We start from the raw sequence: 25,683 nt of genomic DNA on the forward strand, positions 1-25,683 counted from the left end.
CATGCGCCGCGGAAACTTCCGAGACGAGACCGTCGACTATGCCGCGGTCGGAGCCACTCAGGCGCCCGACCTCCTGCACTTCCCGCCCGAGCGGAGCATCCCCGCCGAGCAGTCCTGGCGGATCGGCAGCGGCGAGGCGCGGTTCCTCTCTGCCGGCGAATCCCTGTTGTCGTGGGCAGCGCAGCGCGGAGCGGGTCTCAGCATCCACGACGTCCGTCCCGCGTCGGGGCCTATGTACTCCGGTGTGAGCTTCGACGCTGAAGGCAACGCCGTCGCTCCGAGCCGCACCGAGACAGAGCAGAGGTTCGACGCAGACGGCACGCCGTTCGTCGCGGGCGGCACAACCGTGCGCGTGGAGGGGCGTGCCGGTGCGTACAACGTGTCCGGCGAGCTGCGGGTCATCTTCGCCGTCGAGGAGCAGCGTCGCATCGGATTCGCGCTGGGAACGGTCGGTGGGTCCGTCGTGAGCGGCGAGGAGTCGTTCATGCTCGATTGGCACGACAACGACGAAGTATGGTTCACGGTCCGGGCGTTCGACGCGCCGGCATCCTTCGTGTATCGACTCATCCCCGCCTTCACACGGCGACGTCGTCGTGAACTCTTCTCGCGCTATCTCCGCGCGATCTCGCCCCTGTACACGACGTCGCCGTAGCGATGGGTTCCGCCCTCCCGCTCGCCGATCCGGTGCCTGCCGGCGGACCGATCCCTCCGGGGACGACCGTCGACGCCTCGACCGCCTTCGGCGCATACCTCCATGTCCCGTTCTGTCGCGTGCGGTGCGGCTACTGCGACTTCAACACCTACACGGCGACGGAGCTGCGCGGAGCGCGGCAGGACGACTACGCCGACACGCTGCTGCGAGAGGTGGAGCAGGCGCGTCGTCTGCTCTCGACCGCGGGGGAGCTGCGACCGGCATCCACCGTCTTCTTCGGTGGGGGCACACCGACGCTCCTTCCGGCCGGAGACCTCGGTCGGATGCTCGCGGGCGTCGTCGATGCGTTCGGACTCGTCGACGGAGCGGAGGTGACGGTCGAGGCGAACCCCGACACCGTGACGGATGCCGTCGCGACCGAGCTCGCGGAATCCGGCGTCACCCGCCTCTCGATCGGGATGCAGTCCGCCGTCCCGCACGTCCTCCGGGCCCTGGATCGCACGCACGATCCTGCAAACGTGGCAACCGCCGTCGCCGCCGCGCGCCACGCCGGTCTCGATGTGAGTCTCGATCTCATCTACGGCGCTCCCGGCGAGACGCTGGAGGACTGGCGCATCTCGCTCGAAACAGCACTCGCGCTGGCTCCCGACCACATCTCCGCGTACGCCCTCATCGTCGAAGACGGAACGAAGCTCGCGCGGCAGATCAGACGCGGCGAGGTGCCGATGCCCGACGACGACGTCCAGGCGGACATGTACGAGCTGGCCGATGACCTGCTCGGTGCGGGCGGATACGACTGGTACGAGGTCTCGAACTGGTCGCGCGGGACCGAACACCGATCTCGCCACAATCTCGCGTACTGGACGGGAGCGGACTGGTGGGGCTTCGGTCCAGGAGCCCACAGCCATGTCGCCGGAACCCGCTTCTGGAACGTGAAGCACCCCGCGGCGTACGCACAGCGACTGGCCTCGGACGCGACGCCTGCCATCGGCAGAGAGACACCGGATGCTGCGGCGCGCGACCTCGAGCGAGTGCTCCTTCGTACGCGAATCCGCGAAGGCCTGCCGGTGAGCGCGCTCCAGGACGAGGGGCGGCACGCCGTCGCGGCGCTCATTGCGGACGGCCTCGTCGACGGGCCTGCCGCCGTCCGGGGTCGGATCGTGCTGACGCGCCGGGGCCGATTGCTCGCCGACGCGGTCGTCCGGGCGCTGACAGAGTGACGTGTCCACCGCCGCACGGCAGGCCGATCCGGTAGAATTGGCACTCCCGTGCGGCGAGTGCCAGCGCGGACCGCGGTGAGAGCGAGGGAGGCGAGATGGTCAGCGAACGAGGACTGCAGGTGCTGCGGGCGATCGTGCAGGACTATGTCGGCAGTCGCGAGCCCGTCGGCAGCAAGGCGATCGTCGAGCGACACGCATTCGGGGTCTCTGCCGCGACGATCCGCAATGACATGGCGCTCCTCGAGGACGAGGAGCTCATCACCGCCCCGCACACGTCGTCCGGAAGAGTTCCGACCGACAAGGGTTACCGCGTCTTCGTCGATCACCTCGCGGAACTCCGCCCTCTCTCGGGCGCACAGCGCACCGCCATCTCCACGTTCCTCGACGGGCCCGGAGACCTCGACGACGTGCTCGCCCGCACCGTCCGTGTGCTCACGCAGCTCACGGGGCAGGTTGCGATCGTCCAGTACCCGTCCTTCGCACGCGCCACCGTGACGCACGTCGAGCTCGTCCAGCTCGGGGGCGGGCGCATGCTCGTCGTCGTCGTGACAGACACGGGGCGCGTCTCTCAGCGCATGGTCTTCGTGCGTTCCGAGTTCGACGACGACGGACTCGCGCGGGTCCGCGCGTCGCTCGGCGACCTTCTCGTCGGCCACCCCGTACGCGAAGCCCTGCTCCGGGTCGGCGACCACCTGACCGCACACGAGACGTCAGCGTCCGACGACGAGGCGGCAACGTCGGCTATCGCGCGCGTCGTGGCCGAAGAACTCGAGGAGTTCCGTCAGGACCGACTGGTCCTCGCAGGATCGGCGAACCTCGCTCGCAGCGAGTCCGACTTCCGGGGCAGTATCTACCCGCTTCTCGAAGCGATCGAAGAGCAGGTGACCCTCTTGCGGCTGATGAGCGAAATGGTCGCCGACGAACATGGACTCGCCGCCAGCATCGGGCGCGAGAACGAGCCGTTCGGACTCGCGGAGGCGTCCGTCGTCGCGAGCGACTACGACTCGACGGGCGCGCGTGCCCGCGTGGGCGTGCTCGGCCCGACACGCATGGACTACCCCACGAACCTCGCGGCGGTCCGGGCTGTGGCCCGGTACCTCTCGCGGCTGCTGGACGAAGACGAGACCGCACGCTGACGCGTGCCGGGATGATGACAGGATCCCGCGGCGGGCCCGCGGGCGGGAAAGGCGATTGTGGCTGACCACTACGAGGTCCTCGGCGTCTCGCGAGAAGCGAGCACCGACGAGATCAAGAAGGCGTATCGGCGCCTGGCGCGGGAACTGCACCCCGACGTCAATCCGGGGGAGGACGCCTCAGAGCGATTCAAGCTGGTGACGCACGCGTACGACGTGCTGAGCGATCCCGATCAGCGCGCACGCTATGACATGGGCGGTTCGGATTCGCCCTTCGGTGGCGGCGCAGCAGGCTTCGGCGGCTTCGGTGACATCTTCGAGACGTTCTTCGGCGGAGCGGGCGGAGGCCGACAGGGGCGCCCGCGGTCTCGTCGCGAGCGCGGTCAGGACGCGCTCGTGCGCGTCACGCTCGACCTGGGTGACGTCGTCTTCGGCGTCCACCGCGACATCGATGTCGACACGGCCATCGTGTGCGACACCTGCGACGGTTCCTGCTGTCAGCCGGGGACGACGCCTGTCACCTGCGACATCTGCCATGGGTCAGGTCACGTGCAGCGTCAGGTGCGGAGCCTTCTCGGCAACGTCGTCACGAGCCAGCCGTGCAACGTGTGCCAGGGCTACGGCACGACGATCCCTTACCCCTGCGCGACGTGCCAAGGACAGGGACGCGTCCGTTCACGACGCACCGTATCGCTCGACATCCCCGCGGGCGTCGAGACGGGGCTCCGCCTCCAGCTTCCCGGCTCGGGCGAAGTCGGTCCCGCGGGCGGGCCGAACGGTGACCTGTACGTCGAGATCAACGTCACCCCGCATCCCGTCTTCAGTCGTGACGGCGACGACGTCCTCGCGACGCTCGATGTCTCGATGCCGGATGCCGTCCTCGGCACGACGACGACGATCGACTCGCTCGACGGGCCCGTCGAGCTCGAGATCCGGCCGGGCGTGCAGGCGGGCGACATCCTGACGATCAAGGGGCGCGGAATCACGCCTCTTCGCGGGTCGCAGCGCGGGGATCTGAAGGTCGGGGTCCACGTCGTGACGCCGACGCGCCTCGACCACAAGGAGCGCGCACTCATCGAAGACTTCGCAAAGCGCACGAAGCCGCCCGCTCCGAAGCTCGCCGAGTTCCATCAAGGTCTCTTCTCCAAACTGCGCGACCGCTTCCGGAACGGATAACGGATGCCGCTGCACTTCCTCCTCGACGAGCCCATCCACGCGGGGCCCGGCGAGGACGTCGTCCTGACCGGCGCCGAGGCCCACCACGCCGCAACCGTGCGGCGTGTGCGCGTCGGCGAGACCGTCACGGTGGGTGATGGCCGGGGAGGCTGGGTGACGGGGGAGTGCGTCGCGGTCGCGTCGCGCGAAGTCGTCGTCCGGGTGACGGCGCGAGAGGACGTCGCTCCGGCACATCCGCGTATCGTGCTCGTGCAGGCGCTCGCGAAGGGCGACCGCGACGAACTCGCGATTCAGGCGGCGACCGAGCTCGGCGTCGACGAGATCGTCCCGTGGCAAGCGGCGCGGAGCGTGTCCCGATGGGATGCCACGAAAGCCGTCAAAGGCCGCGACCGCTGGGCGGGAATCGTCCGTGAGGCGGCGAAGCAGGCTCACCGCGCGTGGGTGCCCGATGTCGCGGAACTCGTGACCACGAAGCAGGCGGCGGCCCGAGCCGGTGCGTGCGACGTCCTCGTCCTCGATCCGAGCGCCCCCACCCCGCTCACACGGCACGCGCTGTCGCGCGAGCGCGACCTCGTCCTCGTCGTCGGTCCGGAGGGCGGCATCGCCCCCGAGGAGCTCGCTCTCTTCTCGGATGCCGGTGCGACACTCGTCCGCCTGGGAGACACCGTGCTGCGAACCTCCACTGCAGGACCCGCCGCCCTCGCGGTCGTGAGCGCCGCCCTCGATCGGTGGTGACGAGCATCGGCCCGGCGCGGAGCGTGCTGGATAGACTGGACCGCATGAGTGAGCCGTCGATCTTCACCAGGATCCTGCAGGGCGAGATCCCTTCCGAGATCATCGCGGAGACCGACAACGCGTTCGCGATCCGCGACATCGCACCCCAAGCGCCCGTTCACCTCCTCGTGATCCCCAAGACGCAGGAGTACCGCAACGTCGTGGAACTCGCGGCGGGCGATCCCGCGCTCCTGGCAGAGGTGGTGGGGCTCGCCAACTCCGTCGCGGCCGAACACGCCGGCGGCGACTTCCGCCTCGTCTTCAACACGGGGGCCAGCGCAGGCCAGACCGTGTTCCACGTGCACGCCCACGTCCTCGCGGGCGACCTCGACGAGAAGAGCGTCGGTGGCTGACCTCGGCTCCGACGACACGGCGGTCGAACAGATCCTCGCCGACGGTGTCGCAATGGTGCAGCTGCTCGGCCCACAGGATCGTCTGCTGCGCGTCGTCGAGCGTGAGCATCCGGATGTCGACGTCCTCGTGCGAGGGAACGAGATCACGCTGACGGGTCCCGCCCCGGCGGTCGCGGGCGCACGACGCCTCGTCGACGAGCTCATCGCGATGGCGCGGGCGGGCCAGGGTCTCGATCCGGCCGATGTCTCCAGTTCGAGCAGGATTCTCCGCACAGACGCGGGGCAGCGCCCGTCCGAGGTCCTCGGCGAAGCGATCCTCTCGTCTCGTGGACGCGTCATCCGTCCGAAGACCCTCGGCCAGAAGTCCTATGTCGACGCGATCGACGAGAGCACGATCGTGTTCGGAATCGGGCCCGCGGGCACGGGCAAGACCTACCTCGCGATGGCGAAGGCCGTTCAGGCCCTCCAGCGCAAGGAGGTCAGCCGCATCATCCTGAGCCGGCCGGCGATCGAAGCGGGGGAGCGGCTCGGCTTCCTGCCCGGGACGCTCAACGACAAGATCGATCCCTACCTCCGTCCTCTCTACGACGCCCTCAACGAGATGATGGATCCGGAACTCGTCCCCAAACTCATGGCGTCGGGAACGATCGAGGTCGCCCCGCTCGCCTACATGCGCGGGCGTACCCTCAACGATTCGTTCGTCGTGCTCGACGAGGCGCAGAACACGACACCGGAACAGATGAAGATGTTCCTGACCCGCCTAGGCTTCGGCACGCGCATGGTCGTGACGGGGGACATCACCCAGATCGACCTTCCCGCGGGTGCATCCGGTCTCCGCCTCGTCACGCGCGTCCTGAAGGACATCGACGACATCCATTTCGCCTACCTCACGAGCGACGACGTCGTGCGGCACAGTCTCGTCGGGCGTATCGTCGACGCCTACACCGAGTACGACGAGAGTCGACTCGCTGCGAGGCGCGAACGCGACGAAGCATCCGAGTTCGCCAATCGCGCGGAGCGCCGCGGCGTCCAGCGCCCCGCCGGACCCCGCGATCGACTCCCCAAACGAGGACGTTCATGACGATAGAGATCGGCAACGAATCGGGGGCAGCGGTCGATGAGACCGTCCTCCTCCGACTCACGGAGCACAATCTGGCACAGCTCCACGTGAGCGCGGACGCCGACGTCGCGATCCTCCTGGTCGACGAGGGCGCCATGGAAGCCCTGCACGTCCAGTGGATGGACGAGCCGGGCCCGACGGACGTGCTCAGCTTCCCCATGGATGAGCTGCGGCCGGGCTCGGAGGAAGCTCCGACGCCTCCCGGCCTCCTCGGAGACATCGTGCTGTGTCCGCAGGTCGCCGAGACCCAGGCCCTCGCGGCCCGGCACTCGACCATGGACGAGCTCATCCTCCTCACGACGCATGGCCTCCTGCATCTGCTGGGGTTCGACCATGCCGAGCCCGAGGAGGAGCGCGAGATGTTCGGCCTGCAGAAGGAGCTCATCCACAGCTTCCAGGCATCCGAACGCCGCCGTCGCGCATGACAGAAGCGCTTCTCCTTCTCGCCGCCGCGCTGCTCGTGGCCTTCGGCGGACTCATGGCGGCGATCGATGCTGCGCTGGGCGTGACGTCTCGCGCCGACCTCGTAGACATGGCCGCCTCCGGCCGCAACTCCTCCTCGCTCGAGCGGATCGCAGCCGATCCGCCGGCGCACGCGACGGCAGTCGTCTTCATCCGCATCCTCGCCGAGACGGGTGCCGCGGTGCTCGTCACGGTGGCTTTCACGGTGCTCTTCGAGAACATCTGGTGGGCGATGCTCGCCGCCGTCGTCCTGATGACCGGGATCTCCTTCGTCCTCGTGGGGGCAAGCCCGCGGGCATGGGGCAGGCAGCACGCGACCCGGCTGCTGCGCGGCGCGGCGCCCGTCATCCGCGGCGTTCGGCTCTTCCTCGGGCCCCTCGCCCACGGACTCGTCGCGCTGGGAACGCGCGTGACACCCGGCGTCGCGCGAGGATCGTCATTCGCGTCGGAGGAGCAGCTCCTCAGCATCATCGACGAGGCGGCTGAGAACGAGCTCATCGAAGAGGACGACCGCGAGCTCATCCACTCGGTCTTCGAGTTCACCGACACGTACGTGCGCGAAGTGATGGTGCCCCGCACCGACATGGTGACGGTGGATGCCGCGGCGTCGTCGCGCGAAGCGATGAAGACGTTCCTGGAGAAGGGCGTGTCCCGCGTTCCCGTCATGGACCACGACGCGGACGACGTCGTCGGCGTGCTGTATCTCAAGGACCTCGTGCAGTTCGGCTTCGGCGGCGAATCGGGCTGGCGTGACGCGCCCATCGCGAAGATCACACGACCCGCGGTCTTCGTGCCGGAGTCGATGATGGCCGAGACGCTGCTGCAGCAGATGAAGCGCGACGCCGTGCATGTCTGCCTCGTCATCGACGAGTACGGTGGCGTCTCGGGTCTCGTGACCCTCGAGGACCTCATCGAGGAGCTCGTCGGCGAGATCGCCGACGAATACGATCCCAAGGCAGACGAAGTCACGGAGATCGAACCGGGACGCTATCGCGTCAGCGCCCGACTCGATCTCGACGACGTCGGAGAACTCTTCGGCATCGAGCTCGAGGACGACGACGTCGACTCCATCGGCGGCCTCCTCGGCAAGGCGCTCGGACGTGTTCCGCAGCCCGGTTCCACGGCGGACTACGAGGGTCTCACGCTCACGGGTGGTGCCTCTCGAGGACAGGGCCGAGGCATCGCGACGGTCTTCGTCGAACGCGCAGAGCAGCCGGAGGAGACCGAGGAGACGGCGACCCGCGGTCCACGCACCGAGGAGATCCGGCTCCCGAGGACCGACGAGACCCGAACCGTCAAGAACGAGTCGCGCACGAAGAACGAGGCGCGCGTCAAGAAGGAGAAGCGCTGATGGCGTCCGAGTCCTCGACCGGCAGATCCGGGTTCGTCACGTTCGTCGGTCGTCCCAACGTCGGGAAGTCGACCCTCACGAACGCGCTCGTCGGCGAAAAGGTCGCCATCACCAGCGACAAGCCGCAGACGACCAGGCGCGCGATCCGCGGCATCCTGAACCGCCCGGAGGGCCAGATCGTCATCGTCGACACGCCGGGGATCCACAAGCCACGCACACTTCTCGGGCAGCGGCTCAACGATCTCGTCGAGACGGTGCTCGGAGATGTCGACGTCATCGGATTCTGCGTCCCGGCGACGGAGAAGGTGGGCCCCGGCGATCGGCGCATCGCGGAGTCGCTGTCGGGATATCCGCGGTCGAAGAAGGTGGCGATCGTGACCAAGACGGATGCCGCGACGCGCGAACAGGTGACCGAGCGGCTCCTCGAGGTCGACGCGCTCCGCGAGGACTGGGCGGCGGTGATCCCGCTTTCTGCGCTCACGAGGGAGCAACTCGATGTCGTGACGCGAGAGCTCCTGGAGCTCCTTCCCGAGGGACCGCCGCTGTATCCCGAGGACATCGTCACCGACGAGTCACTCGAGGACCGCATCGCCGAGATCATCCGCGAAGCGGCGCTCGAGGGCGTCCGCGATGAGCTTCCCCACTCGATCGCCGTGACGATCGAGGACATGGCCCGGCGTGACACGGGTTCGATGACCGATATCCACGCGAACGTCGTCGTCGAACGCGACAGTCAGAAGGCGATCATCATCGGGCACCGGGGATCACGTCTGCGCGATGTCGGCGCACGCGCGCGCGAGCAGATCGAACCGCTCGTGGGCACGAAGGTCTTCCTGAAGCTGCACGTGCGGGTCGCGAAGGAGTGGCAGCGCGACCCGAAGCAGTTGGGTCGCCTGGGCTTCTGACGCTCGTCCTCAGAAGGGCCGGATGACGGACCGGATGATCACGACGTCGGCGCCGTACTCCTCGTCGGCGGCCGCTTGCCACGTCCCGTCGTCCCACACCACGTCGACCCAGAGCCACCCGTTGTCGATGTACGACGTGAGATAGCCTTCGGCGAGTCGGTCCGGAAGGTCGTTCTGCAGCTCGGCGAGCTGCTCCTCCGTACCGGCGCCTGCCCTGCCGCCCGTCGGATCGTCGGGTTTGACAGGGTCGTAGAGTGCGAGCATGACGGGCGGCTGGTCGACGGTGAAGGTCTCTCCGTCGTATGTGCCCTGCACACCGTAGGCGCCCCATGTCACGCCGTTCGCGCTCTCGGATCCGTCCACGCCGTCCCACGACCAGCCGACCACCGGTATTCCCGAGCACTGCGGCGGATACGACTCCGCGACGGCGCCGAGACAGAGCTCCACGTCTCCGTTCGTGTCCAGGACGGTGCCCTGCGTCATGACCCGCACGTCGGGCGGAGCCGGCCACACGCCGCCGAGTCCCGCCCCTGGAGGCTCGGCACCACCCGGTGCGCCAGAGGCGCATCCTGCGACGGTGAGCAGGGTGGCCGCCACGAATGCGACGGCGGCGATTCGCCGATGACTGTTCATGTGTGTGGAGCGTTCTGAGAGAGCGGATCGTCTCACATGTTCGGGAATGGGTGTAACCTGTCGTCATGCGTGCGGCCTCGCTTCTTCTCCTTAGCTGCCGCGGCGAGTCCTCGTTCTAGGGCCTTCCTCGTCGCGGAGCTTGCTGTTGGCCCGCATCCCCTGGCATTCCGCCCACCCGACCGGGCGTTGAGAGAGCGACGAGATCATGCAGAACACCCAGCAGCCTTCGGGCATGCCGACCCACAAGTACCGTGCGTACGACGAGCAGTTCGACGTACGTCTTCCCGACCGCACGTGGCCTGACGCCCGCATCACGACGGCACCGCGCTGGTGCGCCGTCGACCTTCGGGACGGCAACCAGGCGCTCATCGATCCCATGAGCCCCGAGCGCAAGCGCATCATGTTCGACCTGCTGGTCGGCATGGGCTACAAGGAGATCGAGGTCGGCTTCCCGTCGGCCAGTCAGACCGACTTCGACTTCGTCCGCCACCTCATCGAGGACGGCGCGATCCCCGACGACGTGACCATCCAGGTGCTGACGCAAGCACGGGAGCACCTCATCGAGCGGACGTACGAGGCCATCGCCGGCGCGAAGCAGGCCATCGTCCACCTCTACAACTCGACCAGCGTGCTCCAGCGAGAGGTCGTCTTCCGCACCGATCGACAGGGCATCATCGACATCGCGCTCGAAGGCGCTCGTCTGTGCCGTCAGTTCGAGAAGCGCATTCCCGACACGACGGTCTTCTACCAGTACTCGCCGGAGAGCTACACGGGCACCGAGCTCGATTTCGCCGTCGACGTCTGCAACCAGGTGATCGAGATCTTCGAGCCGACGCCCGACCGCAAGGTCATCATCAACCTCCCCGCGACGGTCGAGATGGCCACGCCCAACATCTACGCCGACTCGATCGAGTGGATGAGCCGCAATCTGGACCACCGCGAGAACATCATCCTGTCGCTGCATCCCCACAACGACCGGGGTACGGCGATCGCTGCGGCTGAGCTCGGATACATGGCTGGTGCCGACCGCATCGAGGGCTGCCTGTTCGGCAACGGGGAGCGCACCGGCAATGTCGACCTGGTCGCGCTCGGCATCAATCTGCTGACGCAGGGCATCGACCCGCAGATCGATTTCAGCGATATCGATCACATCAAGCGGACGGCCGAGTACTGCAATCAACTGCCCGTTCACGAGCGGAGCCCCTGGGCCGGCGACCTGGTCTTCACGGCCTTCTCGGGATCGCACCAGGATGCGATCAAGAAGGGCTTCGAGGCGATGGAGGCACGTGCCGCCTCGCAGGGCGTCGACGTGGATGCGATCGAGTGGGCCGTGCCCTATCTGCCCATCGATCCGAAGGATCTCGGCCGCTCGTACGAAGCGGTCATCCGGGTCAACTCGCAGTCCGGCAAGGGTGGCGTGGCCTATCTCCTGAAGACCGACCACGCTCTCGATCTGCCGCGCCGCCTCCAGATCGATTTCTCGGGCGTCGTTCAGGCCAAGACCGACGCCGAGGGCGGCGAGGTCACGAGCGAGCAGATCTGGTCGATCTTCACCGACGAGTATCTGCCGTCCACCGTCGCAGACGACAAGTGGGGACGGTTCGAGCTGCTCGGAACCCGCACAGCGAGCGACATGACCGGTGATGTCACGCTCGAGGTGAAGCTCCGAGACGGCGACGAGCCGCACGACGCCACGGGCCACGGCAACGGACCGATCGCGGCGTTCCTCGACGTCCTGCAGGCTCGCGGTTTCGACATCACGCTGTACGACTACGTCGAGCACACCCTGAGCGCCGGCGGAGATGCACAGGCTGCCGCCTACGTCGAGCTGCAGGTGGACGGTGAGCGCCTGTGGGGAGTCGGCATCGACGGAGACATCTCGACGGCCTCGCTCAAGGCGATCGTGTCGGGCGTCAACCGGGCGATCCGGACGCGCGAACGCTCGCAGGAGCTCGCGAGCGTGTGACGACCTCGGCGATCCCGGTCAGGACTTGACGATCGGGATCGCCGACGTCTCCACGGCGACCTTGCGGCGATGGAGCGCCCGCTGCTCGGGCAGCGAGATGTCGAAGATGACGGCCAGCAGCCGGATGACGGCGGTGACGGCGATTCCCGCGATGGAGGCGGCGACGAGCGGCGCACCCAGGGCGTGCGCGCCGGCCAGGACGGCGCAGCCCGCGCCCGCGGCGACGGCATAGAGCGACCCGACGTGCATGATCGCGACGGGGAGCCCCATGATCATGTCGCGAAGGATGCCGCCGCCGACGGCGGAGCAGACCCCGACGAAGATCGCGGGGACGGCGGGAAGTCCGAGGGCGAGGGCCTTGCCCGTCCCGAAAGCCCCGAAGAGGCCGATGACGATGGCATCGAGACCCACGATGACGGCGTTCAATCGCTGGAAGATCCCCGCCAGAAGCATGCCCACGAGCGCGGCGGCCGTCGCCGTCAGCAGGTACCAGTTGCTCTGCAGAGTGACGGGTGACACGTTCAGCAGAAGGTCGCGGATGAGTCCGCCGCCCATGCCCATGACGATTCCGATGATCGCGACCCCGAGCAGATCCAACCTCCGCTCTCCGCGGAACCCCGACGCGAAAAGCGCCCCCTGCACACCGCCGAGCGCGACAGCGGTCAGATCAGCCCACAACGGGATCACGAAGAGCGGCTCGTCCACGCCTCTATTGTGGTGCCTGCACGCGATAATCGAGTGTGCCCACCTACCGCGACGAGGTCGTGGTGCTCCGAACCCACAAGCTGGGTGAAGCAGACCGTATCCTCACGCTCCTCAGCCGCCGCCATGGCAAGATCCGCGCCGTGGCGAAGGGAGTTCGGCGTACCTCCTCGCGGTTCGGTGCGCGACTCGAGCCCTTCATGGTCGCCGACGTTCAGCTCTACCAGGGACGATCGCTCGATATCGTGCAACAGGCGGAGTCCCTCGGGTCGTACGGTGCCGACATCGCCGTCCACTACGACCGCTACACCTCCGCCCACGCCATGGTGGAAGCAGCCGACCGGCTCAACGAAGCCGAGGCCACCCCGCAGCAGTACCTCCTGCTCGTCGGCGGTCTGCGGGCCCTCGCCCGCGGCGAGCACGCGTCGCGCAGCATCCTCGACTCCTATCTGCTGCGAGCCATGGCGCTGTCCGGCTGGGCGCCGGGTCTCGGCGAGTGCGCCCGCTGCGGGCGTCCCGGCCCGCATGACTACTTCGTCGCTCAGCTCGGCGGAGCCGTGTGCGCGGAGTGCGCACCCGTCGGCTCCGCGCGCATCGCGAGCGCGACATCGGCCCTTCTCGGAGCACTCATGGCAGGGGAGTGGGACGACGTGGATGCCGCCTCCGCCGGCACGACGGCATCGGCATCCGGACTCATCGCCGCTTACGCGCAGTGGCACTTGGAGCGTGGCATCCGCTCGCTCTCTCACGTCTCCTCCGGGGAGGAACGATGACGCCGAAGCCCTACACGCATCGCGACGCCGTCGCGTATCGTCCCGTCGACTGGACCGGACTCTACCCCCCGGCCTTCCCCCGCGGAGGTGTGCCCGAGCACGTCGCGATCGTCATGGACGGAAACGGCCGCTGGGCCAATCGCCGTGGACTCACACGTGTCGAGGGCCACAAAGCCGGAGAGGCGGCGCTGCTCGATGTCGTGGCGGGTGCGATCCAAGCGGGTGTCAAGCATCTTTCGGTCTACGCCTTCTCGACGGAGAACTGGGCGCGTTCTCCCGACGAGGTGCGGTTCCTGATGGGGTTCAACCGTGACGTCCTGCATCGCCGACGCGATCAGCTCAACGAGTGGGGAGTCCGCGTCCGCTGGTCGGGACGCAAGCCCAGGCTGTGGGGCTCCGTCATCAAAGAACTGCAGTACGCGGAACAGCTCACGCGCGACAACGATGTCCTGACGCTGACGATGTGCGTCAACTACGGCGGACGCATTGAACTCGTCGATGCGATGCGCTCGATCGGAGACGACATCGCCGGTGGGCGAATCAAACCCTCCGCGATCACCGAGAAGCTCATCCGTCAGCGCCTCTATCAACCGGGGATGCCGGACGTGGATCTCTTCATCCGGTCGAGCGGCGAGCAGCGCACGTCCAACTTCCTTCTCTGGGAGTCGGCGTACGCCGAGTTCGTCTTCCTCGATCGGCTCTGGCCCGACTTCTCTCGCACCGACCTCTGGGAAGCGATCGGTCTCTACCTGGGTCGTGATCGGCGATTCGGCGGGGCGGTCGACACCCCCGACCCGCCTGCCCTCTGACGGAGCGCGAATGTGCCCCGGAGGGAATACATCGCGACGAGGGCGACGTTGTGCCTGAGGTGAGTGAAGCCATCAAGATCGACGTCTGGTCCGACATCGCCTGCCCCTGGTGCTACATCGGCAAGCGCAACCTCGAGAACGGTCTCGCCGCGGCATCCGCAGACCCCGATGCACCTGCCGTCGAGGTCACGTACCACTCGTTCGAACTGGCGCCGGACACTCCTGTCGACTTCGAAGGCGGCGAGTCCGACTACCTCGCGGAGCACAAGGGCATCTCTCCGGACCAGGCGCAGGAGATGCTGTCACGCGTCACCGGTGTCGCCGCCGATGCGGGGCTCACCTACCGGTTCGATCTGCTCCGCCACACCAACACCGTCAAGGCCCACGAGCTGCTTCACTTCGCGAAGTCTCAGGGACGTCAGCACGAGATGGCGGAGCGGCTCATGGCTGCCTACTTCACGGAAGGACGTCACGTCGGGCGCATCGACGATCTCGTCGCGCTGGCGGAGGACGCAGGACTCGACGGCGACGCAGCACGGGAGGCGCTCGAATCCGGACGCCACCTCCAGGACGTCCGCGCGGATCAGGCGCAGGCCGCCGCGTACGGCATCAACGGCGTCCCCTTCTTCGTGATCGACGGCAAGTACGGGGTCTCGGGCGCGCAGCCCGCCGAAGCGTTCAGCCAGATCGTGCGCCAGGTGTGGTCGGAGCGTTCGGAGCCCGCGGCGTCCTGACCTCCTCGCCGGTCAGGCGGGAAGATTCCTCTCGATGACCGCGATGATCTCGGGGTCATCGGGCTTGGTGTTCGGGCGGAAACGGTGCACCTGACCGCCCGGCGTGAGAACAAATTTCTCGAAGTTCCACATGATCGGACCCTTTTTGCCCTCTTCGTCGTGGGACTTCTTCAGCGCCTTGTAAAGCGGGGCGGCTCCCGGGCCGTTCACCTTGATCTTGTCGTTGACGGGGAACGTGACGCCCCACGTCATCGCGCAGTAGTCGAGGATCTCTTCCATCGAGCCGGGCTCCTGCCCCATGAACTGATTGCACGGGAACCCGACGACGGTGAAGCCGCGATCGCCGTAGGTGCGCTGCAACTCTTCCAGCTGCTCGTACTGCGGAGCGAGACCGCACTTGGACGCGACATTGACGACCAGGATGACCTTGTCGCCGTAATCTGCCAGCGTCGAGGTCTCTCCCTCTGCCGTCTGGAAGGGGATGCTCCGAAGATCGGTCAGCGTCTCTGCAGTCATGCCATCAGGCTACGCCCTGGTTTCCCCGGTGCCGCCGGACTCTCACCTCTGTCTGGGAGAATAGTCGGGTGACACCCACACTCGCTCCTGCACGCCCGCTGCGCATCGGGCCGATCGAGCTCGACGCACCGGTCGTGCTCGCCCCGATGGCGGGCATCACGAACACCGCGTTCCGTCGGCTCTGCCGCGAGTACGGAGCCGGGCTCTACGTCAGCGAGATGATCACGTCGCGCGCTCTCGTCGAACGCAACGCGACGACGATGCGCCTCATCACTCACCACGAGTCCGAGACACCGCGCTCCATCCAGCTCTACGGCGTCGACCCCGGCACCGTCGAGTCGGCCGTGCGCGTGCTGGTAGAAGAGGACCGCGCCGACCACATCGACCTCAACTTCGGCTGTCCCGTCCCCAAGGTCACCCGCAAAGGCGGCGGGGCGGCGCTGCCGTGGAAGCTCGGACTGTTCCGCGAGATCGTGACTCGGGCCGTTCAGGCCGCGGGGGACATCCCCCTGACGGTCAAGATGCGCAAGGGCATCGATCCCGATCATCTGACGTTCCTCGACGCGGGCCGGATCGCCGAGGATGCCGGCGTCGCCGCCGTCGCCCTCCACGCCCGCACTGCGTCCGAGTTCTACTCGGGCACGGCCGATTGGTCGGCCATCGCGGCGCTCAAAGCCGCGGTCACGAGTGTCCCTGTCCTCGGCAACGGCGACATCTGGTCGGCGGCCGACGCCGAGCGGATGATGCACGAGACCGGATGCGACGGTGTTGTCGTCGGACGTGGCTGCCTCGGGCGGCCGTGGCTTTTCGGCGATCTGGCGAGGGCACTGGGCGGCGCCGGCGCAGCATCCGATGAGCCTGTCGACGCGACACTCGGATTCGTCGCCGCCGCATTCCGTCGCCACGCCGAACTGCTCGTCGAGTTCTTCGACGACGAGGGACGCGGATGCCGCGACATTCGCAAGCACGTCGCGTGGTACTTCAAGGGCTATCCCGTCGGTGGCGACACGCGCGCCGCTCTCGCGACAGCGTCCACTCTCGCGGAGATCGACGATCTTCTCGCAACACTCGATCACGATGCGCCGTATCCGGGCGACGCCGCCGAGGGGCAGCGCGGACGCGCAGGTTCCCCGAAGCGCCCGGCGCTTCCCGACGGCTGGCTGGCCTCTCGCGAGCTCGGCGCCGAGGCCACGAACGCACTCGCCGATGCGGAGCTCGACCACAGTGGCGGTTGACGCCTCGGCCCGTCCGGGCGGGGTGGCCCTGCGCCCCGAGGGCTATGACGACCACGACGCGGAACGGTTCCACACCGAGCTCCACCGATCCTCGCGGGACGACTTCGCCCGAGATCGGGCGCGAGTTCTGCATTCCGCTGCGCTCCGACGCTTGGCGGCCAAGACCCAAGTGCTGAGTCCGGCGAGCCCGGCCGACTTCGCGCGCAACCGATTGACCCACTCGCTCGAGGTCGCGCAGGTCGGCCGCGAGCTCGCGACGGCCCTGCAGCTTTCCCCCGACGTCGTCGACACGGCGTGTCTCAGTCACGATCTCGGACACCCGCCCTTCGGTCACAACGGCGAAAGAGCGCTCAACGAGTGGGCGGAAGACATCGGGGGCTTCGAAGGCAACGCGCAGACCCTGAGGATCCTGTCGCGCCTCGAACCCAAGGTCATCGTCGACGCACGCACCTTCGGGCTGAATCTCACGCGCGCGAGTCTCGACGCGACGTGCAAGTACCCGTGGACGGCAGAGCACCCCGTGCCGGACCCGGGCGGGCGGCTGAAGTTCGGCGTCTACCCCGACGACGAGCCGACCTTCGCATGGATGCGCGAGGGGGCCCCCGGCCGCATCCGCTGCATCGAGGCAGAAGTCATGGATCTGTCCGATGACATCGCCTACTCCGTGCACGACTTCGAGGACGCCGTCGTCAACGGCTATCTCGATCCCGCATGGCTTGCCGACCCCGCGCAGCGCGAGATGCTGCTGACATCGATCCAGACGTGGGTCGGATACGACTTCGCACGGGACGAACTCGCCGACGCCCTGTACCGGCTCATGCGCATCCCGGAGTGGATCTCCTCGTTCGACGGCACCCGCGGTGCCCTCGCACGACTCAAGAACCTCACCTCCGACCTCATCGGCCGATTCGCACGCGCGGCCACGACCGCGACACGTGAGGCCTACGCGGCGCCCGTCCTCACGCGATATCGGGCGCACGTCGTGGTGCCGCGCGTCATCGAGGCCGAGATGGCGGTTCTCAAGGGCATCATCGGCGCCGCTGTCGTGTCGATCGACGGACGCAAGACGCTCTACCGCGAGCAGCGTCGCGTGCTCAAGCGCGTCGCCGACGCGCTTTGGGCCGACCCGACGCGGCTCGATCCCCTGCACACGGAGGACTTCGCGGCGGCGACGTCCGACGCCGCGCGGAAGCGGGTCGTCGTCGACCAAGTGGCGAGCCTCACCGACCAGCTCGCGATCGCGTGGCATGAGCGGCTCGTGGGCGAGCTCGACGCCGGTTCCATCGGGATCTGGGCCCCCCGAGCATCCGTCTCTCCCGCGGAGAGCACCTGATGGCGGGGCGCATCCGCCAGGCCGACGTCGACGAGGTGAAGGCCCGCACCAACATCGCCGACATCATCGGAGAGCGCGTCGCTCTCAAACCCGCTGGCGTGGGCGCTCTCAAGGGACTCTGCCCCTTCCACGACGAACGCAGCCCCAGCTTCAACGTGCGCCCGCAAGCCGGGTTCTACCACTGCTTCGGGTGCGGCGAATCCGGCGACGTGTACTCGTTCCTCCGCGCGATGGACCACATGACGTTCACCGAGGCCGTCGAACGCCTCGCCGGGCGCATCGGGTACTCGCTGCACTACGAGGACGGGGGAGCGGCGCCCGAAACGGCAGGTCGCTCGCGCCTCTACGCCGCGAACGCCGCCGCCGCCGACTTCTTCCGCGCGCAGCTCGCGACGCCGGAGGCGGAGACCGCGCGCCGATTCCTCGGCGAGCGAGGCTTCGATGCCGGCGCGGCCGCGCACTTCGGAGTGGGATACGCCCCGCGAGGATGGTCGGGAATGCTCAACGCCCTTCGGGCCGAGGGTTACCCCGAGGATGTCCTCAGCGCGGCAGGACTCGTCTCGCAAGGCCAACGCGGCGTCTACGACCGCTTCCGCGGAAGAGTCGTCTGGCCCATCCGCGACGTGACGGGACAGGTGCTCGGGTTCGGGGCCAGGCGACTCTACGACGATGACAACGGACCCAAGTACCTCAATACGCCGGAGACGACGATCTACAAGAAGGCCCAGGTGCTCTACGGGCTCGATCTCGCGAAGCGCACCGTGTCTCGCGAGCACAGGGTCGTCGTCGTCGAGGGCTACACCGACGTCATGGCGTGCCATCTCGCGGGCGTGACGACCGCGATCGCGACCTGCGGCACGGCATTCGGCTCCGATCACATCTCCGTGCTGCGTCGTGTCATGGGCGACGATTCGGCCGCGGGCGAGGTCGTCTTCACCTTCGACCCCGATGCCGCCGGCCAGAAGGCCGCTCTGCGCGCCTTCGCCGACGCCAAGCGATTCAACGCGCAGACATACGTCGCGACCGGTCCCGAGGGGCTGGACCCTTGCGATCTGCGGCTCCAGCGAGGCGACGGCGCCGTGCGGGCCCTCGTCGAGGCGAAGGTGCCCATGGTGGAATTCGTCCTCGACCAGCGCATCTCGGGCTTCGATCTCGCGAGCGTCGAAGGGCGTGTCGGCGCGCTGCGATCCGCCGCCCCCGTCGTCGGCGAACTGCGAGATCCGCTCCTGCAGCCGGAGTATGTCCGCGTTCTCGCCCGTCGCCTCGGCATGGACACCGAGGACGTGCGGCGAGAAGTCGAGCGGGCAGCGCGTGGGGGTTCTCGGACACCCGATGCCACGAAGCCCGCGGAGGCGCTCTCCGGGGAGACCGCCCGCGTGACGATCGCCTCGCTCCCACGGTCAGCCGAGGTTGCCCTCGAACGCGATGCACTCATGGGATTCCTGCAGTTCGGTCACCGGCTGGACACAGATCTGGTGTCACGCGCGGTCGGCTTCCCGTTCCGCCATCAGGCGCTCGACGCTGTCCGCCAAGCGATCGCGAGTGCGCCCGACCGTCAGCGGGTGGGGTGGGCGATGGAGGCCGTGACCTCGATCCGTGAGCCGTACCGTTCGCTCGGGGGAGAGCTGCTGGCCGCCGACTTCCCCGCACTCACCGACGATGCGGCGGTCTCGTCGACGACGGATCTCGCGCGCCATCTCATCCGTCGCGCGCTCGAGACCGAGAAGTCCGAGTTGCTCGGTGCGATCCAGCGGGTGCCACCGGATTCGACCGACGGTCGGAGCATCCGGATCCGTCTGCGTGAGATCGATCGGGAGCGTGCCCGGATCACGGACGAGGCGTGATGCGCGCGGCGCGGTGGCGAGTCGGCTCCGCGGCAGGCAGGATGGCGTGATGACCACGTCTCGCGAAGCCGATGCCGCCATCCGCTGCGAAGACCTGTCGATCGCCCGAACGGGCAGGCTCGACAGGGAGCGGATCGTCGACGGCCTGACCTTCGCTCTCGATCATGGTCATACCCTCGCGATCATGGGGCCGACGGGATCGGGAAAGTCGACTCTCGCGGCGATCCTCGCCGGTTCCGACGAGAGCGGGAGATCGATCAGCGGCGGCGAGGCGTGGGTCGAGGGCATTCGGGTCCGACGCCCGGGCCGCGCACACCGCGTGCTCACCTACCGCACGGGATACCTCGCGCAGTCGGCGGGCGCCACGCTCCCCGCGCGATCGACCGTCGCCGAGGTGATCGCCGAGCCGATCACGAGCCGCGACCGCACGGTCAATCAGCGTGCCCTCTCGGTGCGCGTGGCTACGCTCCTCGACGAATTGATGCTTCCCTTGGGCGCAGCGAACAAGTACCCCTACGAGCTGAGTGCCGGCATGCGCCAGCGTGTCGCCTTCGCGCGCGCCATGATCCTCCAGCCGACCGTCTTCATCGCCGACGACCCCTTCGCGAACATGGACGTCGAAGTGCGGGTGGCCGCCCGCGAAGCAATCATCCGGAGGCGCGACGAGTACGCGATGGCGACCCTGGTCGTCACGAACGAGATGGACGTCGCGCGGGACCTGCACGCTCATGTGCTCGTCATGCACGCGGGCCACGCCATCGCCTACGGACCTGACGCCGACTCGATGTTGTGGACCCCGAGCAGCGAAGCCGACCGCTGGCTGATCTCGACCTGACGTCACGAACACCGTCCGAGCTTTGCTAGGATGGTCTGGTTGCCTCGCGCGAGCGGGGCTCTTCCTCGGTAGCTCAATTGGCAGAGCAATCGGCTGTTAACCGATAGGTTCTTGGTTCGAGTCCAAGCCGGGGAGCGAAGGCCTCGGGCTCCACCCCGGGGCCTTTCTTCTTGCCCTGGTCAGGCCTCGAGGTCAGGCCTCGAGGTCGTCGATCCCCGGGGTCCACGACTGGCCGGGGCGTCCCCAACCGCGCTTGCGGGCGATCTTCTGCGCCGTCTTCCAATCGGCATCCGAAAGTCGATCGACGTAGATGATGCCGTCGAGATGATCGAACTCGTGCTGCATGATCCTGGCACGCCATCCGTCGACCTCGATGCGGACGGGGTCGCCTTCGAGGTCCGTCCCCGTGACGAGGACCGAATCGGAGCGGCGCAGCGGGAATCGCTCGCCGGGAAACGACAAGCACCCCTCGGATTCGTCGTCGGGATCGGGGTCACCCGGAACGAGCGGCCGCATCCACAGCTCGGGATTGAGGATGACGCCGCGCCACGGCTTGCCCTCGTCGTCTTCGTAGCTATAGGTGAAGATGCGGAGGCCGACGCCCACCTGCGGTCCCGCGAGACCCACACCGGGCGCGGCATCCATCGTCTCGAACATGTCGGCGACAAGGGTCCGGATGTCGTCGGTGATCTCGTCGACGGGAGATGCGGGTGCGTGCAGGACGGGATCGCCCATGATGCGAATCGGGAGAACAGCCACGCCTTGAGCCTATCGAGGGGTGGTGCCGGTTAGTGTCTAGGGGTGATGTGGACGACCGGCGATATCGAGAACCTCGAGGATGTCGGCAACGCCCTCGCCGGCGTTTTCGAGAATCCCGCCCTCTTGATCGGCATACCCCTCGCCCTCCTGGGTGCCGTCTTCATGTCGTTCGGTGCGCAATACCAACACCGCGGTGTCATGAAAGTCGAGCAGCAGTCGGGCGGCCCCTCATCGGGTGGGCTCACTCCGCGGCAGCTCGGTCGTCTGCTGACACGTCCTTCGTGGGTCGTCGGAACGGTGATGCTCGGACTCGCGATCGCCTGCCAACTGGGCGCTCTGTCGTTCGCTCCGCTCATCGTGGTGCAGCCCCTGGGCGCGATCGCACTCGTCATCACGACGCTTCTCAACGCGCGGATCAGCGGCCACAAGCCCACGAAGAGATCCATCCGAGCCATCATCGAATGCGTCGGCGGCATCTTCATCTTCGTCACGATCGCGGCCCTCGTGGCAAGCGACGAGCCTGTCTCGAACGGGCAGCTCATCACGATTCTCCTGATCCTCGCCGTCGTCACTCTCGTCCTCGGAGCCCTGTGGGTGTGGCTGCGCCTGCGGATGAACGCGCTCTTCTACATCCTGGGCGCAGGCATCATGTACGGCTTCGTCGCGACTCTCGCGAAGGTCGTCATCAGCCGCATCCAGTCCGGAGATTTCGAGTGGCTCACGCTGACGTGTCTCGCGGCGCTCCTCGTGGCCGCAGGAATCGGTGCGTACTTCGTGCAGACGGCATACTCCTCCGGTCCGCCGGACCTCGTGATCGCCGGTCTCACGGTCATCGACCCGATCGTGGCGATCGTCATCGGACTGACGGTTCTCGGCGAAGCGGCGAACGCGCCGCTGTGGGCCTACATCGGGTTCGGGATCGCCGGCGTGATCGCCGTGATCGGTGTGTACGACCTCGCGCGCAACCATCCGCAGGTCGTGAGCGACAGCCAGGGACTGCCGATCCAACGGGGGAGCGAGCGCACCGAACCGGTCGCGCCCACGACGGGCTCGATCCGCATCACGAGGGCTGTGTCGAAGGTCTGGCCCGAGCCTCCCGTCGACGATGACAAGCCGCCTCGTCGCTGACGACTCATTCCGGATGCCGGTAGGCTCGATCCTCGAACGGGGCGGTGGCCAAGCTGGTCAAGGCAGCGGGCTCATAACCCGACGATCGTGGGTTCAAGTCCCACCCGCCCCACCACAGCCCCGCTGAGCAGGCCCCGCATCGCGCATCCTTGCCTCTGCCAGGGCCGACCGTCCTACCCGTCGAAAAGACCCGTACTGCGCGTCTGCGCCCGGCTCGACGACAGTTGGGGTCTTCTCGGCAGGGTGCGTCGGGCGCACGAGGCCGGTCATCCGCGCGAGAGGTCGACGCCGGAGGGGGAGCGCGCTACATGGCGGCGCCGATGTAGGAGTACTTGACGAAGACCTCGCGCGCGAGGCCTGCTTCGTCGAGGACGCCCTGCACCGCCGTGAGCATGTACTTCGAGTCCCATCCCATGTAGAGATAAGTCTCGTCGTCGAGCTGGTCCCACTGACCGTTCCACGCGCGAGCGGGGTAGAGCGGACCTCCGCGGTTCTCGCTGAAACGGATGACACTCTCGCGCTCGTCAGCCCACAGTCGCTTGAAGATTCGGTTGAAGAGGTACTTGACGTCGTACACTTCCCAGTGCTCGCCGCGATACTCGGTGTACTCGAACTCGCGCTCCCACCCGCGCGGCCAGCCGCGACGGCGTACGGCATCGAGGATCGGAGTGAGACCGTCGTCGTCGATGAGACCCGCGGCGGGTCGCCGCCATACGTCGAGGAAGCGATCCGTCAGCGCGACCGTGCGTGTAGTGATCTCCTTCGTGCCCCAGTGGTCGAGCTCGGCGAGCGATCTAGTGGCGGCGACGCCGCTCGAGCGGTAGATGTCGCGCTTCGAGGGGAACGACGCATCGAGCGCACGCATCGCAAGCGGCTCCTCGAGCAGAGTCAGGTTGCCGAGGGTCTGGGCGAGGGCACGGTGGCTGTTCTGCTCGTCGTCGGTGAGGTCCGCCCAGACTCGCACACCGTCTCCTGTCCAGTCCGCCCGCGGCGACAGGGGGACCACGTGCTCGACATCGGGCGCGTCGTCCGCGTCGACGTCGAAGATCCGGCTTAAGACGTGCGCCGCGTGGGGAAGATCGCTGTACTTCAGGGCCGCGCGTACGCGCTCGTCCGACGGCGTGATGCGGGTGATCGCTCGGATGAGCTCATCGGGACCCTCGTCCCGAGCACGACACAGTCGCGCGATCAGTCGATCGTTGCTGAGGCCGACGACGGTCCTTCTCAGATACAGAGACTGCACGTGCTCGAGGGTGTCGACAAGTCCCTGGAGTGCGATGCGGCCCTGTTCGTAGTCACGGTAGGCGCGCATCACGAGCGGGAAGGCCCCCCGCGCGAAGGTGTTGATCGAGGTCAGCTGGGGGACCAGCTCGGGCGCGTGGGCTCGCGACGGCTCGAGGAGCGTGCGGTAGATGTCCGCGTAGGCCCGCCACTCGTGGGCGTGCGCCCGCAAGGTGTCGAAGTCGATCCGCGGGAAGCGCTGGCGGAAGGCGCTGTACACGCCGTGCTCGCCCGCGACGGCAACCTCGCGGCCCGTCAACATGACGAGGTAGTGGCGCCAGAACGCACCGATGGCTGCTCCCGTCGCCTGCTCGATCGGAAGCCAGTACTCGTCCTCGATCTCGCTCTGCTCCGCGTGCGACAGCCCCATGAGCACGTAATTGTGGATCAGCTCGTGGTCGCGGAGCGGCTCACCCGTCGAATTGAGGCTCGCGAAGATCTGCTGTGCGTTCGCGCCCGCACCGAGTGTGATCGCGACGTGCTCGAGTCGCTGCACTCCCGCCCAGATGAGCGGTGCCTCCTCGGCGCTGATCTGGCTGCGGAAGAACGCGTAATTGTCATCGAAGCGGGAGTCCCGCTGGGCGGCATCCATCGAACGCCGTTCCAGCACGACGTCTTGGAAGACGCCCGCCCACGCGTCGTGCGGACGCAGCTTGGTCTTGCCGGGGTCGGTCGGCCGCACGAGCACGGCCTCCAACTCCGACGCGAGTCCCGCGTCGGTCTCACGGATCGTGTGATGAAGCGCGGCCACGAGAAGCATGAGCGTCGTGATCCGTTGCTGTCCGTCGATCAGGACGAGCTCGGAGGAGTCGCCGTCGACGGAAGAGAGGATGGAGCCGATGAAGTGCATCGACCGGCTGCCGCTGGCCGCAGCCGCTCTGACATCCGCGAGGAGTTGCTCGCAGCCGCCGATGTCCCAGCGGTACTGGCGCTGATAGACGGGAACGACGATGGCGGTCTTGGGGTCCGACAGCCACGAGATCGTGTTCACCGCTGTCGCGTCGATGTTGGTGGCTACCGCCATGTCCCCGTTTCGCCCCCTTCGTCCGGTGCGGATCGCCCCGCGCCGCCGTCGAGTCTAGCCGCGCAGTCGCGGGCCCGATTTTTCACGGTCGGGCTCCAGAGTCCCTGCGGACCCCCGAGGTAGGCTTGCCTAAGTTGGGCCTGTTAAAACGTGCTGGCCCCCTACGAAAGGCTGATCCACCTCATGGGTTACATCAAGTCCGCCGCGCTCGAGGAAACCGGCTACGTCGTCCTCGACCGGTACAACCAGGAACTCGATCCGAAGGAATGGCTCGACATCGAGTACAACGACTGGAAGTCGTCGGGTGACACCCGCTTCGCTCCGCTCGCCAGCGCATTCGGCGAGATCGAGTGCAACGGGTTCTGGAACCACAAGCCGCCGCGCACCGACAAGGACGGCGTCTGGATCGACTCGCAAGTCGAGAAGGCTCCCAACCTGACGCGACGCGCACAGGAGCCGGGTGCAAATGTCGGCCGCTGCCGCGTCATCGAGCTGCAGCCGACGCCGTACGGCGAGTGCCTGTACAACCTGCATCAAGACGACAACAACCGTCTCAACCCCGACGGCACCGGATGGGTCGTCCGTGGGTTCTTCAACTTGACGGATGACAAGGACAGCTTCTTCGTCCTTCGTGAGAACCGCACCGACCCGCAGGGCGAAGTGCGTATCGCGCTTCCTGCCGGCGCGCAGCTGATCATCGACACGCAGCGTCTCTGGCACGCTGCGACCCACGTCGGCACAGAGCCCCGTTACTGCCTCATCACGTCGTGGACGTCGGGCCCGGAACTCGATGCCTATATCGAGAAGTACAACGGCGTGAACACCGTCGAGAGCGTCGCGGTCGATCAGGAGATCCTCGATGCCGGCTACGCCGAGCAGGCGCGGAAGGATGCCGCGCGCGCGGCGTACTACGCCGCGAAGGGCCAGGCGGCCGTCAATGTCATGAGCGAGGCCTGAGTCCTCTG

At 67.4% G+C, this 25,683-nt stretch carries 25 protein-coding genes and 2 tRNA genes; 22 read left to right on the forward strand and 5 right to left on the reverse strand.

The window, feature by feature from the left end:
* The first annotated feature begins 1 nt into the window (after position 1).
* From FBY39_RS12560 to era, 10 genes are all read left to right on the forward strand, one after another.
* Positions 2-652, forward strand: a complete 651-nt coding sequence (locus FBY39_RS12560) for a DUF1990 family protein (protein ID WP_141932613.1) — start codon at positions 2-4, stop codon at positions 650-652.
* 2 nt (positions 653-654) lie between these two features.
* Complete coding sequence (hemW, locus tag FBY39_RS12565) at positions 655-1,872, forward strand: radical SAM family heme chaperone HemW (RefSeq protein WP_141932614.1); 1,218 nt, start codon at positions 655-657, stop codon at positions 1,870-1,872.
* Positions 1,873-1,967: 95 nt separating this feature from the next.
* On the forward strand, positions 1,968-3,008 hold the full coding sequence (hrcA, locus tag FBY39_RS12570; protein WP_141932615.1) for a heat-inducible transcriptional repressor HrcA: 1,041 nt from the start codon (positions 1,968-1,970) through the stop codon (positions 3,006-3,008).
* Between the two features lie 57 nt (positions 3,009-3,065).
* Entirely contained in the window at positions 3,066-4,181 is a 1,116-nt protein-coding gene (dnaJ, locus tag FBY39_RS12575) for a molecular chaperone DnaJ (protein WP_141932616.1), read from the forward strand.
* A gap of 3 nt (positions 4,182-4,184) precedes the next feature.
* The gene (locus tag FBY39_RS12580; protein ID WP_141932617.1) at positions 4,185-4,916 is read left to right on the forward strand and encodes a 16S rRNA (uracil(1498)-N(3))-methyltransferase; all 732 of its coding nucleotides are present in this window, start codon (positions 4,185-4,187) and stop codon (positions 4,914-4,916) included.
* Between the two features lie 44 nt (positions 4,917-4,960).
* A complete protein-coding gene (locus FBY39_RS12585; RefSeq protein ID WP_141932618.1) occupies positions 4,961-5,308 on the forward strand; it encodes an HIT domain-containing protein in 348 nt (115 codons plus the stop codon).
* A 52-nt stretch (positions 5,309-5,360) separates the two neighbouring features.
* Positions 5,361-6,389 carry a PhoH family protein gene (locus FBY39_RS12590; protein WP_141934172.1) on the forward strand — a complete coding sequence of 343 codons (1,029 nt, stop codon included), beginning with the start codon at positions 5,361-5,363 and terminating at the stop codon, positions 6,387-6,389.
* Positions 6,386-6,853, forward strand: coding sequence for an rRNA maturation RNase YbeY (gene ybeY / locus FBY39_RS12595; RefSeq protein ID WP_141932619.1), 468 nt, complete (start codon positions 6,386-6,388; stop codon positions 6,851-6,853). The genes FBY39_RS12590 and ybeY overlap by 4 nt, the downstream gene beginning before the upstream one ends.
* A complete protein-coding gene (locus FBY39_RS12600; RefSeq protein ID WP_141932620.1) occupies positions 6,850-8,241 on the forward strand; it encodes a hemolysin family protein in 1,392 nt (463 codons plus the stop codon). The genes ybeY and FBY39_RS12600 overlap by 4 nt, the downstream gene beginning before the upstream one ends.
* On the forward strand, positions 8,241-9,146 hold the full coding sequence (gene era, locus FBY39_RS12605) for a GTPase Era (RefSeq protein ID WP_141932621.1): 906 nt from the start codon (positions 8,241-8,243) through the stop codon (positions 9,144-9,146). Before FBY39_RS12600 ends, era begins: the two co-directional genes overlap by 1 nt.
* 9 nt (positions 9,147-9,155) lie before the next feature.
* Here the strand turns inward: era and FBY39_RS12610 are convergent, their stop codons facing one another.
* A complete protein-coding gene (locus tag FBY39_RS12610; protein WP_141932622.1) occupies positions 9,156-9,779 on the reverse strand; it encodes a hypothetical protein in 624 nt (207 codons plus the stop codon).
* Between the two features lie 205 nt (positions 9,780-9,984).
* Between FBY39_RS12610 and leuA the strand changes: the two genes are divergently transcribed.
* Positions 9,985-11,745 carry a 2-isopropylmalate synthase gene (gene leuA, locus FBY39_RS12615; RefSeq protein ID WP_141932623.1) on the forward strand — a complete coding sequence of 587 codons (1,761 nt, stop codon included), beginning with the start codon at positions 9,985-9,987 and terminating at the stop codon, positions 11,743-11,745.
* A gap of 18 nt (positions 11,746-11,763) precedes the next feature.
* On the opposite strand, the gene FBY39_RS12620 is transcribed toward leuA, so the two are convergent.
* Complete coding sequence (locus tag FBY39_RS12620) at positions 11,764-12,450, reverse strand: trimeric intracellular cation channel family protein (RefSeq protein WP_141932624.1); 687 nt, start codon at positions 12,448-12,450, stop codon at positions 11,764-11,766.
* A gap of 35 nt (positions 12,451-12,485) precedes the next feature.
* On the opposite strand from FBY39_RS12620, the gene recO reads away from it, so the two are divergent.
* The 3 genes from recO to FBY39_RS12635 are packed head-to-tail and all read left to right on the forward strand — an operon-like array spanning position 12,486 to position 14,763.
* Positions 12,486-13,220, forward strand: a complete 735-nt coding sequence (recO, locus tag FBY39_RS12625; RefSeq protein WP_141932625.1) for a DNA repair protein RecO — start codon at positions 12,486-12,488, stop codon at positions 13,218-13,220.
* On the forward strand, positions 13,217-14,029 hold the full coding sequence (locus FBY39_RS12630; protein WP_141932626.1) for an isoprenyl transferase: 813 nt from the start codon (positions 13,217-13,219) through the stop codon (positions 14,027-14,029). The genes recO and FBY39_RS12630 overlap by 4 nt, the downstream gene beginning before the upstream one ends.
* A 59-nt stretch (positions 14,030-14,088) precedes the next feature.
* Entirely contained in the window at positions 14,089-14,763 is a 675-nt protein-coding gene (locus FBY39_RS12635; protein WP_141934174.1) for a DsbA family protein, read from the forward strand.
* A gap of 12 nt (positions 14,764-14,775) precedes the next feature.
* On the opposite strand, the gene FBY39_RS12640 is transcribed toward FBY39_RS12635, so the two are convergent.
* Entirely contained in the window at positions 14,776-15,279 is a 504-nt protein-coding gene (locus tag FBY39_RS12640) for a glutathione peroxidase (RefSeq protein ID WP_141932627.1), read from the reverse strand.
* Positions 15,280-15,347: 68 nt separating this feature from the next.
* Here FBY39_RS12640 and dusB point away from each other — a divergent pair, with 68 nt between their 5' ends.
* From dusB to FBY39_RS12665, 5 genes are all read left to right on the forward strand, one after another.
* Positions 15,348-16,514 (forward strand): tRNA dihydrouridine synthase DusB, encoded by a 1,167-nt coding sequence (gene dusB / locus FBY39_RS12645; RefSeq protein WP_141932628.1) that lies wholly within the window; start codon positions 15,348-15,350, stop codon positions 16,512-16,514.
* On the forward strand, positions 16,486-17,847 hold the full coding sequence (locus FBY39_RS12650; RefSeq protein ID WP_141932629.1) for a deoxyguanosinetriphosphate triphosphohydrolase: 1,362 nt from the start codon (positions 16,486-16,488) through the stop codon (positions 17,845-17,847). Before dusB ends, FBY39_RS12650 begins: the two co-directional genes overlap by 29 nt.
* Positions 17,847-19,691 (forward strand): DNA primase, encoded by a 1,845-nt coding sequence (gene dnaG, locus FBY39_RS12655; RefSeq protein WP_141932630.1) that lies wholly within the window; start codon positions 17,847-17,849, stop codon positions 19,689-19,691. The genes FBY39_RS12650 and dnaG overlap by 1 nt, the downstream gene beginning before the upstream one ends.
* Before the next feature lie 49 nt (positions 19,692-19,740).
* Positions 19,741-20,526: an ATP-binding cassette domain-containing protein gene (locus FBY39_RS12660; RefSeq protein ID WP_141932631.1), complete on the forward strand. Its 786-nt coding sequence runs from the start codon at positions 19,741-19,743 to the stop codon at positions 20,524-20,526.
* A 62-nt stretch (positions 20,527-20,588) separates the two neighbouring features.
* Positions 20,589-20,661: transfer RNA gene (locus FBY39_RS12665), tRNA-Asn, on the forward strand.
* A 57-nt stretch (positions 20,662-20,718) separates the two neighbouring features.
* On the opposite strand, the gene def is transcribed toward FBY39_RS12665, so the two are convergent.
* Positions 20,719-21,285 (reverse strand): peptide deformylase, encoded by a 567-nt coding sequence (gene def / locus FBY39_RS12670; RefSeq protein WP_141932632.1) that lies wholly within the window; start codon positions 21,283-21,285, stop codon positions 20,719-20,721.
* Positions 21,286-21,330: 45 nt separating this feature from the next.
* On the opposite strand from def, the gene FBY39_RS12675 reads away from it, so the two are divergent.
* Both FBY39_RS12675 and FBY39_RS12680 read left to right on the forward strand, forming a co-directional pair.
* A complete protein-coding gene (locus tag FBY39_RS12675; protein WP_141934176.1) occupies positions 21,331-22,413 on the forward strand; it encodes a DMT family transporter in 1,083 nt (360 codons plus the stop codon).
* Between the two features lie 38 nt (positions 22,414-22,451).
* A tRNA-Ile gene (locus FBY39_RS12680) sits at positions 22,452-22,528 on the forward strand.
* A gap of 189 nt (positions 22,529-22,717) precedes the next feature.
* Here FBY39_RS12680 and FBY39_RS12685 read toward each other — a convergent pair.
* On the reverse strand, positions 22,718-24,718 hold the full coding sequence (locus tag FBY39_RS12685; protein WP_141932633.1) for a DUF262 domain-containing protein: 2,001 nt from the start codon (positions 24,716-24,718) through the stop codon (positions 22,718-22,720).
* A 183-nt stretch (positions 24,719-24,901) separates the two neighbouring features.
* Here FBY39_RS12685 and FBY39_RS12690 point away from each other — a divergent pair, with 183 nt between their 5' ends.
* Positions 24,902-25,675 (forward strand): hypothetical protein, encoded by a 774-nt coding sequence (locus tag FBY39_RS12690; RefSeq protein WP_141932634.1) that lies wholly within the window; start codon positions 24,902-24,904, stop codon positions 25,673-25,675.
* The last annotated feature ends 8 nt before the right edge of the window (positions 25,676-25,683 follow it).

It is taken from the genome of Microbacterium sp. SLBN-146, assembly GCF_006715145.1.
GTDB lineage: Bacteria > Actinomycetota > Actinomycetes > Actinomycetales > Microbacteriaceae > Microbacterium.